The sequence below is a fragment of the Leclercia sp. M50 genome, assembly GCF_037150775.1.
Lineage (GTDB): Bacteria > Pseudomonadota > Gammaproteobacteria > Enterobacterales > Enterobacteriaceae > Enterobacter.
Genome location: NZ_JBBCPK010000052.1, coordinates 18,042 through 32,972 on the forward strand (window position 1 = coordinate 18,042; position 14,931 = coordinate 32,972).

15 protein-coding genes and 1 pseudogene are annotated in these 14,931 nt (G+C 57.4%); 8 read left to right on the forward strand and 8 right to left on the reverse strand.

From position 1 onward, the window contains the following. Positions 1–2: 2 nt before the first annotated feature. Entirely contained in the window at positions 3–935 is a 933-nt protein-coding gene (gene rfaD, locus WFM46_RS13910) for an ADP-glyceromanno-heptose 6-epimerase (protein ID WP_103177730.1), read from the reverse strand. 215 nt (positions 936–1,150) lie between these two features. Here rfaD and kbl point away from each other — a divergent pair, with 215 nt between their 5' ends. The 3 genes from kbl to WFM46_RS13925 all read left to right on the forward strand — a co-directional run bounded on the left by kbl (position 1,151) and on the right by WFM46_RS13925 (position 4,325). Further along, complete coding sequence (kbl, locus tag WFM46_RS13915; RefSeq protein WP_336997828.1) at positions 1,151–2,347, forward strand: glycine C-acetyltransferase; 1,197 nt, start codon at positions 1,151–1,153, stop codon at positions 2,345–2,347. Positions 2,348–2,356: 9 nt separating this feature from the next. After that, positions 2,357–3,382 (forward strand): L-threonine 3-dehydrogenase, encoded by a 1,026-nt coding sequence (tdh, locus tag WFM46_RS13920; RefSeq protein ID WP_103177732.1) that lies wholly within the window; start codon positions 2,357–2,359, stop codon positions 3,380–3,382. Positions 3,383–3,521: 139 nt separating this feature from the next. Further along, entirely contained in the window at positions 3,522–4,325 is an 804-nt protein-coding gene (locus tag WFM46_RS13925; protein ID WP_336997829.1) for a glycosyltransferase family 2 protein, read from the forward strand. Positions 4,326–4,346: 21 nt separating this feature from the next. On the opposite strand, the gene WFM46_RS13930 is transcribed toward WFM46_RS13925, so the two are convergent. The 3 genes from WFM46_RS13930 to gpmM are packed head-to-tail and all read right to left on the reverse strand — an operon-like array spanning position 4,347 to position 8,135. Beyond that, entirely contained in the window at positions 4,347–5,291 is a 945-nt protein-coding gene (locus WFM46_RS13930) for a divergent polysaccharide deacetylase family protein (RefSeq protein ID WP_336997830.1), read from the reverse strand. Between the two features lie 3 nt (positions 5,292–5,294). Next, positions 5,295–6,578, reverse strand: a complete 1,284-nt coding sequence (envC, locus tag WFM46_RS13935) for a murein hydrolase activator EnvC (RefSeq protein ID WP_180209470.1) — start codon at positions 6,576–6,578, stop codon at positions 5,295–5,297. Positions 6,579–6,587: 9 nt separating this feature from the next. Continuing rightward, a complete protein-coding gene (gene gpmM, locus WFM46_RS13940; protein ID WP_156653693.1) occupies positions 6,588–8,135 on the reverse strand; it encodes a 2,3-bisphosphoglycerate-independent phosphoglycerate mutase in 1,548 nt (515 codons plus the stop codon). Positions 8,136–8,383: 248 nt separating this feature from the next. On the opposite strand from gpmM, the gene WFM46_RS13945 reads away from it, so the two are divergent. The 5 genes from WFM46_RS13945 (at position 8,384) to cysE (ending at position 11,498) form a co-directional block, all read left to right on the forward strand. After that, positions 8,384–8,815 (forward strand): rhodanese-like domain-containing protein, encoded by a 432-nt coding sequence (locus tag WFM46_RS13945; RefSeq protein WP_103177737.1) that lies wholly within the window; start codon positions 8,384–8,386, stop codon positions 8,813–8,815. A 14-nt stretch (positions 8,816–8,829) separates the two neighbouring features. After that, positions 8,830–9,081: a glutaredoxin 3 gene (gene grxC / locus WFM46_RS13950; RefSeq protein WP_103177738.1), complete on the forward strand. Its 252-nt coding sequence runs from the start codon at positions 8,830–8,832 to the stop codon at positions 9,079–9,081. Positions 9,082–9,113: 32 nt separating this feature from the next. Further along, complete coding sequence (gene secB / locus WFM46_RS13955; protein ID WP_032615746.1) at positions 9,114–9,581, forward strand: protein-export chaperone SecB; 468 nt, start codon at positions 9,114–9,116, stop codon at positions 9,579–9,581. Further along, positions 9,581–10,600 carry an NAD(P)H-dependent glycerol-3-phosphate dehydrogenase gene (gene gpsA / locus WFM46_RS13960; RefSeq protein ID WP_336997831.1) on the forward strand — a complete coding sequence of 340 codons (1,020 nt, stop codon included), beginning with the start codon at positions 9,581–9,583 and terminating at the stop codon, positions 10,598–10,600. Before secB ends, gpsA begins: the two co-directional genes overlap by 1 nt. Before the next feature lie 79 nt (positions 10,601–10,679). Beyond that, positions 10,680–11,498 (forward strand): serine O-acetyltransferase, encoded by an 819-nt coding sequence (gene cysE, locus WFM46_RS13965; protein WP_032615750.1) that lies wholly within the window; start codon positions 10,680–10,682, stop codon positions 11,496–11,498. 39 nt (positions 11,499–11,537) lie between these two features. Here cysE and trmL read toward each other — a convergent pair whose 3' ends face one another. From trmL to WFM46_RS13985, 4 genes and pseudogenes are all read right to left on the reverse strand, one after another. After that, positions 11,538–12,011, reverse strand: coding sequence for a tRNA (uridine(34)/cytosine(34)/5-carboxymethylaminomethyluridine(34)-2'-O)-methyltransferase TrmL (gene trmL / locus WFM46_RS13970; RefSeq protein ID WP_336997832.1), 474 nt, complete (start codon positions 12,009–12,011; stop codon positions 11,538–11,540). Positions 12,012–12,098: 87 nt separating this feature from the next. Beyond that, the gene (lldD, locus tag WFM46_RS13975) at positions 12,099–13,286 is read right to left on the reverse strand and encodes an FMN-dependent L-lactate dehydrogenase LldD (protein WP_103177742.1); all 1,188 of its coding nucleotides are present in this window, start codon (positions 13,284–13,286) and stop codon (positions 12,099–12,101) included. Next, complete coding sequence (gene lldR, locus WFM46_RS13980; RefSeq protein ID WP_114316219.1) at positions 13,286–14,056, reverse strand: transcriptional regulator LldR; 771 nt, start codon at positions 14,054–14,056, stop codon at positions 13,286–13,288. Before lldR ends, lldD begins: the two co-directional genes overlap by 1 nt. Then, positions 14,053–14,820, reverse strand: a pseudogene (locus WFM46_RS13985) (lactate permease LctP family transporter); the annotation flags it as partial. The gene lldR and the pseudogene WFM46_RS13985, both read right to left, overlap by 4 nt. Between the last annotated feature and the right edge of the window lie 111 nt (positions 14,821–14,931).

The window sequence follows — 14,931 nt, forward strand, 5'->3', positions numbered from 1 at the left end:
ACTTACGCGTCGCGGTTCAGCCAGGCCATATATTCCGTTACGCCTTCGGCAACGGTCTTGAAAGGCTTGTCATAGCCAGCGGCACGCAGGTTGGTCAGATCCGCCTGGGTGAATGCCTGATAGCGGCCTTTCAGCTTGTCCGGGAACGGGATGTACTCAATGGTGCCTTTCTGGTGGTAAGCCAGCGCGGCGTCAGCCACCGCCTGGAAGGATTCTGCGCGGCCGGTACCCAGGTTGAAGATGCCGGAGACGCCGTTTTCCCAGAACCACAGGTTCACCGCCGCCACGTCGCCCACGTAAACGAAGTCACGCTTAAAGCCATCGCTGCCTTCAAACAGTTTCGGGCTTTCGCCATTATTCAGCTGGGTGTTGAGGTGGAATGCCACGCTCGCCATGCTGCCTTTATGGCCTTCGCGCGGTCCGTAGACGTTGAAGTAGCGGAAACCGACAATCTGGGAGTTCGCTTCTGGCAGGACCTGGCGTACATATTCGTCAAACAGGAACTTGGAGTAGCCGTAGACATTCAGCGGCTGCTCATACTCGCGGGATTCAATAAAGTCGGAGGTGCGACCGCCGTAGGTCGCCGCGGAAGAGGCGTACAGGAACGGAATTTCGCGCTCCAGGCAGTAGTGCAGGATCTCTTTGGAGTACTGATAGTTGTTGTCCATCATGTACTTGCCGTCCCACTCGGTGGTGGAGGAGCAAGCACCTTCATGGAAGATTGCGTCGATATCGCCGAACTCTTCGCCCGCCATAATCTGGATCAGAAAATCTTCTTTATCCATGTAGTCGGCAATGTTCAGATCCACCAGGTTAACGAACTTGGTGCCGTCTTTCAGGTTATCCACCACCAGGATGTCGGTGATGCCTTTGTCATTGAGAGCCTTAACAATATTGCTGCCGATAAAGCCCGCGCCGCCGGTAACGATAATCATAACTGTAACCTTTGAAGTGTGGAGCCCGGGGACAATCCCGGGCACTGATATTCATATCATATCATTAGTATGACCACCCTTCAGCCATTCACCGACTTAGCGCAGGGGTACACGTGATTTATGCTGCAAAAACGATAACTGTTAAAGCGTCATCTCGTATCGGGGTATAGCTTTGGGTAATATGTGCCGAAATTTGCCGAGTCTGGAGAATTGCAATGCGTGGTGATTTTTATAAACAGTTAAACAGTGACCTGGAAACCGCGCGGGCGGAAGGGTTGTTCAAAGAAGAGCGAATCATTACCTCCGCTCAGCAGGCAGATATCACCGTTGCCGACGGCAGCCAGGTGATCAACTTCTGCGCCAACAACTACCTGGGCCTTGCGAATCACCCTGAGCTGATTGCCGCGGCGAAAGCGGGCATGGACACCCACGGTTTTGGCATGGCCTCCGTGCGTTTCATCTGCGGTACTCAGGACAGCCATAAGGCGCTGGAGAGCAAGCTGGCCGCCTTCCTCGGAATGGAAGATGCCATTCTGTACTCCTCCTGCTTTGACGCCAATGGCGGTCTGTTTGAGACCCTGCTCGGTGCGGAAGATGCCATTATCTCCGACGCCCTGAACCACGCTTCCATCATCGACGGCGTGCGTCTGTGCAAAGCGAAGCGTTTCCGCTACGCCAACAACGACATGGTTGAGCTGGAAGCCCGTCTGAAAGAGGCCCGCGAGGCTGGCGCGCGTCATGTGCTGATCGCCACCGACGGCGTCTTCTCGATGGACGGCGTGATCGCCAACCTGAAAGGCGTCTGCGACCTGGCGGACAAATACGATGCGCTGGTGATGGTCGATGACTCCCACGCCGTCGGCTTTGTCGGCGAAAACGGTCGCGGCTCCCACGAATACTGCGACGTCATAGGCCGCGTGGATATCATCACCGGTACGCTGGGTAAAGCGCTGGGTGGTGCCTCCGGCGGCTACACCGCCGCGCGTAAAGAGGTGGTGGAGTGGCTGCGTCAGCGTTCCCGTCCGTACCTGTTCTCCAACTCTCTGGCGCCGGCCATCGTTTCCGCCTCCATTAAAGTGCTGGAGATGGTGGAGTCCGGCGCCGATCTGCGCGACAAACTGTGGGCTAACGCCCGTCTGTTCCGCGAAAAAATGACCGCCGCAGGCTTTACCCTGGCCGGTGCCGATCATGCCATTATCCCGGTGATGTTGGGCGATGCCGTCGTGGCGCAGAACTTTGCCCGTGAGCTGCAGAAAGAGGGGATTTACGTCACCGGTTTCTTCTTCCCGGTGGTGCCAAAAGGTCAGGCGCGTATCCGCACCCAGATGTCTGCGGCGCATTCCCCTGAACAAATTGAGCGTGCGGTGGAAGCCTTTACCCGCATCGGCAAACAACTGGGCGTGATTGCCTGAGGACGCATAATGAAAGCACTATCCAAACTGAAAGCGGAAGAAGGCATCTGGATGACCGACGTTCCAGAGCCGGAAGTCGGTCATAACGATCTGCTGATTAAAATCCGTAAAACCGCCATCTGCGGCACTGACGTGCATATCTACAACTGGGACCAGTGGTCGCAGAAAACTATCCCGGTGCCGATGGTAGTGGGCCACGAATATGTTGGCGAAGTGGTAGGCATTGGCCAGGAAGTAAAAGGCTTCAAAATTGGCGATCGCGTCTCTGGCGAAGGCCATATCACCTGCGGCCACTGCCGTAACTGCCGCGGTGGCCGTACCCACCTGTGCCGCAACACCGTGGGTGTGGGCGTCAACCGTCCGGGCTGCTTCGCAGAATACCTGGTGATCCCGGCGTTCAACGCCTTCAAAATCCCGGACAATATCTCTGACGATCTCGCCTCCATCTTCGACCCGTTCGGTAATGCGGTACACACCGCGCTCTCCTTTGACCTGGTAGGCGAAGATGTGCTGGTGTCTGGTGCAGGCCCAATCGGCATCATGGCAGCAGCCGTGGCGAAGCACGTCGGTGCGCGTAACGTGGTGATCACCGATGTGAACGAATACCGTCTGTCGCTGGCGCGTAAAATGGGCGTTACCCGTGCGGTGGATGTCTCTAAAGAGAGCCTGAACGACGTGATGGAAGAGCTGGGCATGACCGAAGGCTTTGACGTCGGTCTGGAGATGTCCGGTGCGCCACCGGCGTTCCGCACTATGCTCGACACCATGAACCACGGTGGCCGTATCGCGATGCTGGGTATTCCGCCGTCGGATATGTCCATCGACTGGAATAAAGTGATCTTCAAGGGGCTGTTCATCAAAGGTATTTATGGCCGTGAGATGTTCGAAACCTGGTACAAGATGGCAGCGCTGATCCAGTCGGGTCTGGATCTCTCTCCGATTATCACCCATCGTTTCTCCATCGATGAGTTCCAGCAGGGCTTTGACGCGATGCGTTCCGGCCAGTCAGGAAAAGTTATTCTGAGCTGGGATTAAGTTAGAAAGCGCCTGCGGGCGCTTTTTTTCGCTGGTCTCACGTTTTTACGTCCACAAACGGATTGATACTAACTTTTCTTCGCTTTTTTCGCCCTGCGCTTATAGAGTTGGCTAAGGTTTACTTAACTTTACAGCGCATATGTTCAAGCTCACCGTTTGTTTGTTGACCTGTAATTCCGCCCGGCTGCTCCGTGAAGTGCTGCCTCCGTTGATCGTCGTCGCCGATGAAATCATTGTTCTCGACTCAGGCAGTCACGACGCCACATTAGCGATTTGCCAGGAGTATGGCATCACCCCTCATCACCACCCCTATGCCATGCATGGCGTACAGATGAATCACGCCATCGATCTGGCGAGCAATGACTGGGTGTTATGCATGGATAGCGATGAAATTCTGGATGCGGAGACCGTGGATTTTATCCTGCGTCTGAAAGCAGGTGATGAACCCCACCCACAGCTGGCATGGCGTATCGCCCGCTACTGGCATGTGCTGGGGGAAGAGGTGCGCACCATTTATCCCATCTCCTCGCCTGATTTCCCGGTGCGGCTGTTTAACCGGACTCAGGCGCGTTTTAATCAGCGTCCGGTGGATGACAAAGTGGAAGGGGTGATCCAGTCGGCGAAAATACCGGGCCGCGTTCGGCACGACACCTTCTATTCCCTGCATGAGGTGTTCAACAAGCTCAACAGCTACACCAGCCGTCTGGTGAAGTACCAGACCATAAGGCCATCGATTGTCCGTGGCGTCATCAGCGCCATCGGCGCGTTCTTTAAGTGGTATCTGTTTAGCGGCGCGTGGCGTCAGGGAAGAGTGGGGGTGGTGACCGGTCTCTACGCTACCTTTTACAGCTTCCTGAAATATTTCAAAGCCTGGTATCAACACCAGGAGCAAAAAGCGTCCGCGGACAAAAAAAAGCCCGCGGACTCTCGTGTCATTGAGTAGGCCATCCCGCCTGAGGCGGGATTAGCTTTTCTTACCCCAGCCCTGCCACTGCAACTGAACATATTTCACCAGCGTGCTCTGGCTGATGCTTTCGCTAATCACCGAGAAGTAGCGGGTGACGTAAACCGGCTCTGGCGGCTGTTTAGGCGCACAGAGCGTCACGCCACGGAAAGGGTTACGCGGTTTTGTGCCAGGCGCAGCGCCAGCGGGCGGCGTGCTGACCGGTCGGGAGGTATCCACCTGCGGCTCATTGAGCAGGCTGCTCGCGGGTACCAGGGTAATATCCGCAGGCAGGTTGGGCAGCATCTGCTGCAACACGCGAACGGTGGAGGGGTGAGGATGTCCGATGGCGATCGCCGAACCCGATCGGCGGGCCACCTGCACGGCACGGTTAAACTGGAAGCGGATATCGGCTTCGTTTTGCGTGTCATCGAGGAACACTTTGCGCTTAATCACCTTCACGCCGGTGCCCTGCGCGGCGCGCATCGCCTGGCTGTTGCCAATGGTCATGCTGTCCAGGAAATAGAGGTTATAGCGCGCCAGCGACTGCATCACTTTCTGCATGCCAAACAGGCTGGAGGTCATGGCGCTGCCCATATGGTTATTCAGCCCCACGGCATAAGGGACTTTGCCATAGGCTTCGCGGATAATGCGTTCGATCTCGTCGCTGGTCATCTCCGGGCGTAGCGTATCTTTTTCCAGCGGCTGTTTACTGAGCGGCGCCATCGGCAGGTGGATCAGCACTTCATGCCCGCTGTTATGGGCTTTGGTGGCCATTTCATGCGCGTGAGGCGCGTTCGGCAGGACGGCGACAGAGATGGCTGAGGGCATCGCCATGACCTGATTTTCTGTGTGTGGACGATAACCGAAGTCATCGATAACGATAGCGAGTTTACCTGCGTAAACCGGCATCGCCAGCGCCAGTGCGCTGACGAGGGGAAAAACCATACGACGAAATTGAAGCAAAACTTATCTTCCCAACCACGGCTGTGGATTGACCGCCTGACCCTGGCGACGAATCTCGAAATAGAGTGACGGGCGGCCCTGACCGCCACTGCTGCCCACAAGGGCGATAGCCTGACCGGCCCGCACCTGGGTACCAACGCTGACCAGCGCGCTCTGGTTGTAGCCGTAAAGACTCATGTCGCCTTTACCGTGCTCTACCACCACCACCAGGCCGTAGCCCTGTAGCCAGTCGGCGAGGATCACCCGGCCATCGGCGATAGCTTTGACTTCGCTGCCTTCCGATGCACCGATCACAATCCCCTTCCAACGTAGCTCACCCTGCAGCTGTTCGCCATAGCGATGCAGAATAGAACCGCGTACCGGCCAGTAGGCCTGGCCGCGCGGTGAGCCTAAGCCGCCGGTGCGGGACATCAGCGAACGTTCGTTTTCGGTCGGTTTATAGGTGGTGCCTTTGCGGGAGGCTTCCTGCTGCTTGTCACGCACGGCCTGCGCTTCGCGGGCCTCTCTTTCGGCGCGCGCTTTCGCTGCCGCCTCTGCACGGGCGATGCTGTTGCGCAATTTCGATTCGTTAGCGCGCATTTCGCTCAGCTGGCTCTGACCTTCCTGAATGGAGGATTCGAGACCGGCAAGGGTTTTCTTACGTTCGTTGCGCGCCTGCTCCAGCTTGGCTTGCTGCGCCTGCTGATCGTAGAGCAGGGTCTGCTGCTGGCTCTGTTTCTCTTCCAGCTCCGCTTTCTGCGTGGTGACCTCTTCGCGCGTCTGCTTCAACTGGGCGATGGTCTCCTGGCGGGACTGGTTGAGGTAACCGAAATAGGCCTGCAGGCGCTGGCCGCGCTGGCTCTCTTCGCCGCTGAGGATCAGCTGAACGCCGGTGTGTTCGCCCTGGCGAAAGGCTGCGTCTAACTGCGCCGCAAGGTTGCGCTCCTGAGCCGCGCGCTGGCGCTCAAGTTTGGCGATAGACGCATTCATCTCGTCTATTTGTTTATTGAGCTGGGTGAGGGTGTTCTGGGTTTCACGTAGCTGACGTGCGGCCGCGGAGATGGCCTCTTCCTGCTTTTTGAGTTGCGCAAGCAGCGACGAGCGTTGCTGCTGCTGTTGGCGTACCGCCCGCTCTTTAGCGGCGATATCCGCCTGAATGCTTTTGAGCTGATCGCGCTCGTCCGCCTGGGCGGATGCCGCGCACAACAATACGCCAGCGCTGAGTGCGCTGGCGTACAGTAAAGGCCTGACTGATAACCGTAACGGCTTCACGACCCATGTGAATGAAACAATCGCCTTTCCCCTCATGGGGAGGGATTATTCCACGATGAACAGCGGCTTGCCAGTCATCTCTTGCGGGATTTCCATGCCCATCAGGGTCAGCATGGTCGGGGCGATGTCCGAAAGCTTACCGCCATCAACGGATTTCACGGATTTATCACCGACATAAATCAGTGGTACCGGCAGGTTAGTATGCGCGGTATGCGCCTGGCCGGTGGCCGGATCGCGCATCTGCTCGGCGTTACCGTGGTCAGCGGTGATCAGCATCTGGCCGCCTGCGGCTTCCACCGCTTTGGTAACCTGTTCAATGCACAGATCCAGCGCTTCAATGGCTTTGATTGCCGCTTCCATTACGCCGGTATGGCCCACCATGTCGCCGTTCGGGTAGTTACAGATGATGGCGTCGTATTTGCCGCTTTCGATAGCAGCAACCAGCTTCTCGGTCAGCTCGGCGGAGCTCATCTCTGGCTGCAGATCGTAGGTCGCCACTTTCGGGGAGTTGATCAGGATGCGATCTTCGCCTTTGAAGGACTCTTCTACGCCGCCGTTAAAGAAGAAGGTAACGTGAGCATATTTCTCGGTCTCGGAGATGCGCAGCTGGGTCTTGTCGTGCTTCGCCATCCACTCGCCGAAGGTGTTCGCCAGGGAAGAGGGCGGATAAGCGCATGGCGCTTTAATGTCGGCGGCATATTCGGTCAGCATCACGAAATCGCCGAGCTTAACCTCTTTTTTACGGGCGAAGCCGTCGAAATCGGCATTCACAAAGGCGCGAGTGATTTCGCGGGCGCGGTCAGCACGGAAGTTCATGAAAATCAGCGCATCGCCATCTTCCATTGCGGCATCAGCCTGGCCTTCAGCACGGATCACGGTCGCTTTCACGAATTCGTCGTTTTCATCGCGGGCATATGCGGCTGCCAGTGCGGCAACGGCGGTATCTGCCTGGAACTCGCCTTTGGCTTCAACCAGCAGATTGTAGGCCTGCTCTACGCGATCCCAACGGTTGTCGCGGTCCATGGCGTAGTAGCGGCCAATGATAGAGGCTACGCGGCCTTTGCCCAGCGCGGCAAACTTCTCTTCAAAGGCTTTCAGGGAGGATTCAGCGCTGCGTGGTGGGGTATCGCGGCCATCCAGGAAGGCGTGCAGATAGATTTTGTCTGCTCCTTTCTCTGCTGCCAGCTCCACCATCGCCATGATGTGATCTTCATGGCTGTGAACGCCGCCCGCGGAGAGCAGACCCATAATATGCACCGCTTTACCCGCGGCCGCCGCTTTCTCAACCGCGCCAGTCAGCACCGGGTTAGCAAAGAAGGTGCGTTCTTTAATTTCAACATCCAGACGGGTCAGGTCCTGATAAACAATGCGGCCTGCGCCCAGGTTGACGTGTCCAACTTCGGAGTTGCCCATCTGGCGATCGGGCAGACCCACTTCGAGGCCGGAAGCATCAATCAGGGTGTGCGGACGTTTTGCCCACAGCGCATCCATGACCGGGGTTTTAGCGTTGAAAATGGCGTTATCCTGCTGATCTTCGCGATAGCCATAGCCGTCAAGAATCACCAGTACCATAGGTTTTTTAGAAACCGACATTGCGACAACCTCTTTGCTCAAAAGACAAAAAATTTGCGTAATTTTACTACAGCTGAATCGATCAAATAGCCGCAGAAGATCAAAGAAACCGCGGGGGCAGGGCTAAGGTTAGGCCATTTTTGCTCTTTTTTTTCGTGGCAGTACGCAGAAAATGGATTAGCTTATTGTCGCTGGCTGTATTTGCCACAACGCACAGGTATACTCCTGTCCTGGTTTTTTATTCACTCAGTCGGGAGTCGTTACCCCCCATGCAAGAAATTATGCAATTTGTCAGCCGCCACCCCATACTTTGTATCGCGTGGATTGGTCTACTGGCGGCAGTACTTTTCACCACGTTCAAAGGCCTCACCTCGAAAGTGAAGGTGATCAACCGCGGCGAAGCAACGCGTCTTATCAACAAAGAAGATGCAGTGGTTGTCGATCTGCGTCAGCGCGATGATTTCCGCAAAGGCCATATTGCAGGGGCGATTAACCTGCTGCCGACCGACATCAAAGCTAATAACCTTGGCGAACTGGAAAAGCATAAAGATAAACCGATTATTGTCGTTGACGGCACCGGTATGCAGGCTCAGGAGCCCGCAAACACGCTCGTCAAAGCTGGCTTTGAGAAAGTCACTGTCCTGAAGGACGGTATCTCTGGCTGGAGCGGCGAAAATCTGCCTCTGGTTCGCGGTAAGTAAACAGGAGTCTGAACATGGCCAATATCGAGATCTACACCAAAGCGACCTGTCCGTTCTGCCATCGTGCAAAAGCGCTGCTGGACAGCAAAGGCGTTACCTTCCAGGAACTGCCGATTGATGGCGACGCTGCAAAGCGTGAAGAGATGATTAAACGTAGTGGCCGTACGACGGTTCCGCAGATTTTTATCGATGCGCAGCACATTGGTGGCTGTGATGACTTGTATGCGCTTGACGCGCGTGGTGGACTCGATCCGCTGCTGCGCTAAGGCGTTTTAGGACAATTAAAAAGGGCTTTTCCATGTCAGAACAAAATAATACCGAGATGACTTTCCAGATCCAGCGCATCTACACCAAAGATGTCTCCTACGAAGCACCTAATGCGCCGCACGTTTTCCAGAAAGACTGGCAGCCAGAGGTTAAACTTGATCTGGATACCGCTTCCACCCAGCTGGCGGAAGATGTGTATGAAGTCGTGCTGCGTGTTACCGTAACCGCCTCTCTGGGCGAAGAGACTGCATTCCTGTGTGAAGTACAGCAGGGCGGCATCTTCTCTATCGGCGGCATCGAAGGTAATCAGATGGCGCATTGCCTGGGCGCATACTGCCCGAACATTCTGTTCCCGTATGCCCGCGAATGCATCACCAGCCTGGTTTCCCGTGGTACGTTCCCGCAACTGAACCTTGCGCCAGTGAACTTCGATGCGCTGTTCATGAACTATCTGCAGCAGCAAGCTGGCGAAGGTACTGAACAACATCAGGATGCCTGATGAGTATTGTCAATGCGTCAATGACTGTGATCGGTGCCGGCTCTTACGGCACCGCTCTTGCCATCACCCTGGCAAGAAATGGACACGAAGTGGTTCTCTGGGGCCACGATCCCAAACATATCGCGACGTTACAAGCCGATCGCTGCAACGTCGCGTTCCTCCCCGATGTGCCTTTCCCTGACTCACTGCATCTTGAAAGCGATCTTGCGACGGCGCTTGCCGCCAGCCGCAATATTCTGATCGTGGTGCCAAGCCACGTGTTTGGCCAGGTGCTGCGACAGATTAAACCGCTGATGCGTGACGATGCGCGTGTGGTATGGGCGACTAAAGGGCTGGAGGCTGAAACCGGACGCCTGTTACAGGATGTCGCCCGCGAAGCGCTGGGCGATGCCATTCCGCTGGCGGTGATCTCCGGCCCGACCTTTGCGAAAGAGCTGGCGGCAGGGCTGCCGACGGCCATTTCACTTGCCTCGACCGATGAGACCTTCGCTGACGATCTGCAGCAGCTGCTGCACTGCGGTAAGAGCTTTCGCGTTTACAGCAACCCCGATTTTATCGGCGTACAGCTGGGCGGCGCGGTGAAGAACGTTATCGCTATCGGCGCGGGCATGTCCGACGGCATCGGCTTTGGCGCCAACGCACGTACCGCTCTGATCACCCGTGGTTTAACTGAAATGTCCCGTCTTGGCGCGGCGCTCGGTGCCGATCCGGCCACCTTTATGGGGATGGCAGGGTTAGGCGATCTGGTGCTGACCTGTACCGACAACCAGTCCCGTAACCGTCGTTTTGGCATGATGCTCGGCCAGGGCATGGATGTGATTGGCGCGCAGGAGAAGATCGGCCAGGTGGTGGAAGGCTACCGCAATACCAAAGAAGTCCGCGAGTTGGCACACCGCTTTGGTGTCGAAATGCCAATAACCGAGGAAATTTATCAGGTATTGTATTGCGGAAAAAATGCGCGCGAGGCAGCATTGACCTTATTAGGTCGTGCACGCAAGGACGAGCGTAGCAGCCGTTAACCGCAGGAAAGCGTTGTCCCCTGAATGACCCGGCCGGCAAAGAACTGGCCGGTCATTATTATTACGTCTGGAGTAAGCAATGCCGTGTGAAGAACTGGATATCGTCTGGAACAATATTAAAGCCGAAGCCCGGGCTCTGGCTGACTGTGAGCCCATGCTGGCCAGCTTCTACCACGCGACGCTACTCAAGCACGAAAATCTCGGCAGCGCCCTGAGCTATATGCTCGCCAATAAACTGGCTTCACCGATCATGCCGGCAATCGCCATCCGTGAAGTGGTGGAAGAGGCCTACGCGGCTGACCCGGAGATGATCGCCTCCGCCGCCTGCGATATTCAGGCGGTACGCAACCGCGACCCGGCGGTGGACAAATACTCCACGCCATTACTCTATCTGAAAGGTTTCCACGCCCTGCAGTCCTACCGTATCGGCCACTGGCTGTGGAACGAAGGTCGCCGCGCGCTGGCCATCTTCCTGCAGAATCAGGTCTCGGTGAGCTTCCAGGTGGATATTCACCCGGCGGCGAAGATTGGCCGCGGCATCATGCTCGACCACGCAACGGGTATCGTGGTGGGTGAAACGGCGGTGATTGAAAACGACGTCTCGATCCTGCAGTCCGTTACCCTGGGCGGGACCGGGAAAACCAGCGGCGACCGTCACCCGAAAATCCGTGAAGGGGTGATGATTGGCGCAGGCGCGAAGATCCTCGGCAATATCGAAGTCGGGCGCGGCGCGAAGATTGGCGCCGGTTCGGTGGTGCTGCAACCTGTCCCGCCGCATACCACCGCCGCAGGCGTCCCGGCACGTATCGTCGGCAGGCCGGACAGCGATAAACCGGCGATGGATATGGATCAGTTCTTCAACGGCCACCATACCTTTGAGTATGGCGACGGGATTTAACCTGTAGGCCGGGTAAGCGAAGCGCCACCCGGCAAGAAATCAGCTACGTAATATCGCGCCAGGGTATCCCAGCTGGCGCCAGGCCTCATACACCACCACCGACACCGCGTTCGACAGGTTCATACTGCGGCTGTCCGGCGTCATCGGAATACGAATTTTTTGTTCAGCAGGCAGGGCATCAAGAATGGTGGCCGGCAGGCCGCGCGTTTCCGGGCCAAACAGCAGATAATCCCCTTTCTGATAGCTCACGGCGCTGTGGGCAGGCGTGCCTTTCGTTGTCAGGGCAAAGATCCGCTCCGGCTTCTCCACGTCCATAAATGCGGCCAGATCCTGATGGCGCACCACGGCGGTGAATTCGTGGTAATCCAGCCCGGCGCGGCGCAGGCGCTTGTCGTCCCACGTAAAGCCCATCGGCTCGATAATATGCAGACGGAACCCGGTATTGGCGCACAGGCGGATGATGTTGCCGGTATTAGGTGGAATTTCTGGTTCGAATAGAACGATGTTAAGCATGCTGCCCCCTTAAATAGCGCGGGCAGAATATCATCCCCTCTCCCCTTTGGGGAGAGGGTCAGGGTGAGGGGATCAGACCGCACTCATCTAAGCCGCGTTCCCCTGCGCCAGCGGCGCCAGCCCGGCAGGGAGTTTACTCAACTCCTGCACCAGCATCTCCTTGCTGATTTCCGGGATGGTTTTCGCCCCGGTCAGCGTCATCGCCACCTTCATCTCCTTCTCGATCAGGTTGAGCAGATTGGCAACGCCTGCCTGGCCGTGGGTCGCCAGCGCGTACAGATAGGCGCGGCCCAGCAGGACGGTGTCGGCGCCGAGGGCAATCATACGCACCACGTCCAGGCCGTTGCGGATCCCGGAGTCCGCCAGAATCGCGATATCGCCCTTAACCGCATCGGCAATGGCGGGCAGGGCGCGGGCCGAGGAGAGCACGCCGTCGAGCTGGCGGCCGCCGTGGTTCGACACCACAATCCCGTCAGCGCCGAAACGGACCGCATCGCGGGCATCTTCCGGATCGAGGATCCCTTTGATCACCATCGGGCCATCCCAGAACTCGCGGATCCACTCCAGGTCTTTCCACGAGATGGACGGATCGAAGTTATTCGCCAGCCAGCCAATGTAATCTTCCAGTCCTGTCGGTTTACCCAGATAGGTAGAGATATTCCCCAGATCGTGTGGGCGGCCGTTGAGCCCCACATCCCACGCCCATTGCGGATGCGTTACCGCCTGCCAGTAGCGGCGCATCGCGGCATTGGCGCCGCTCATTCCGGAGTGAGCGTCGCGATAGCGTGCGCCGGGGGTCGGCATATCCACGGTAAAGACCAGCGTGGAACAGCCTGCCGCCTTCGCCCGCTCCAGCGCATTGCGCATAAAGCCGCGGTCGCGCAGGACGTAAAGCTGGAACCACATCGGGCGCTTAATGGTGGGAGCCACCTCTTCAATCGGGCAGACGGAAACGGTTGAAAGCGTAAACGGAATGCCTTTCGCATCCGCGGCGGCGGCGGCCTGCACTTCACCCCGGCGGGCGTACATGCCACACAGCCCGACCGGGGCGAGGGCGACCGGCATGGAGAGCGTTTCATTGAACAGCTTCGTCTCAAGACTCAGGTCGGACATATTCTTCAGCACGCGCTGGCGCAGGGCCACTTCCGACAGGTCTTCCACGTTGCGACGCAGGGTGTACTCGGAATAGGCCCCTCCATCGATATAGTGAAACAGGAACGGTGGCAGGATGCGCTGGGCGGCGGCGCGATAGTCACTGGCTGCGGAAATGATCATCAGTTCTTCTCCCTGGAAATAACGGTATCGCCCGGTAGGCGGGTAATACGCGCCTGCCGGGCCTGATCTTCATCAAATTGTTTAATGGTGGTATGGACAAAGCCCAGATGCGCCATCATCGCGGCGCGTGCGGCTTCGGCATCACCTGCCAGAATGGCGTTGAGGACCGCTTCGTGCTGCTCGGTCAGCCGGGCAAAAACCGGCGGCACCAGATACATGCGCTGGCGACTCTGCTTTACGGACGATTGCAGCAGGTCAAAGAAGCCGCGCATGGTCTGGAGCAACACGACGTTGTGTGAGGCCTCGGCAATGGCCAGATGAAACCGGACGTCCGCCTGCGAGGCGATATCCGGATCGCTGCTTTGGGTGGCCTCGAAGCAGGCTTTGAGCTTCTCTTTATCCGCTTCGGTTGCCCGCATCGCCGCATGCCAGGCGGTGCTGGTTTCTATGGCGTGACGGGCTTCGAGGATGTCAAAGCTGTAGTCCGGGTCGTTCTCCATCAGAGTTTTCAATGGCTGAACAATGTTCTGCCCGGACCAGTCATCGTCCTGCCAGCGCACAAAGGTGCCGCCGCCACGTCGGCTCACCAGCACCCCTTCGCTGACCAGGGTCGCCAGGGCTTCGCGCAGCGAGTTACGCGATACGCCAAGCCGGGCGGCAAGCTGGCGTTCGGCGGGCAACTTCATGCCCGCTTCCAGCTGCATCTCTTCAATCAGCGCCCGCACGCGAGTAGCAATCTCGTCGGACAGGCGTCTGGGCATCACTATCATGGGATCATCCAGGTTAAGACATAGGCCTGCAGGGTGGTGATGACCCCGACCATGCAGGTAAATATCAGGCTGTGTTTAACGGTAAAGCGGAACAGGTCGGACTCTTTCCCCACCAGGCCTACCGCCGCACAGGCAATGGCGATGGACTGTGGCGAGATCATCTTCCCGGTGACGCCGCCGGTGGTGTTGGCCGCCACCAGCAGAACATCCGACACGCCAATCTGCTGCGCGGCTGTCGCCTGCAGGGCCGCGAACAGGGCGTTCGATGAGGTATCTGACCCGGTCAGGAACACCCCCAGCCAGCCGAGGAACGGCGAGAAGAAGGTGAAGGCTGAACCGGTATGGGCCAGCGCCAGGGCCAGCGTTGACGACAGGCCGGAGTAGTTCGAGATAAAAGCGAACGCCAGCACCATGCCGATGGAGTAGATCGGCAGCATCAGCTCTTTAAGGGTCGCGGCAAAGGTCTGCACCGCGGCAACAGGCTTCATGCGCAGCCACACCACGGAAAGGAGGGCGGCAAACAGAATGGCGGTACCGGTGGCCGAGAACCAGTCGAACTTGAACACCGCCGCGTACGGCGTGGCGTCGTGTACCACCGGCGGCATACGGGCAACCATCTTGTCGAGGAACGGCACGGAGATATTGACTACCATGTCATACAGCGCGCCGTTCGGAGCGAACAGGGCTTTAAACGGTGGGATACTCCACAGCGTCACGGTCGCGGTCAGGAACAGGAATGGGGACCAGGCGCGGACGATTTGTCCAAGTGCGAAGGCGTATTACTTTTAGCATGCAGTCAATAAAAGAGAAATATAACTGGCATCAGTCCTAAAAGAAGCTTATTCGCTCTCAGGCTATTGACAGAATAATCGAGG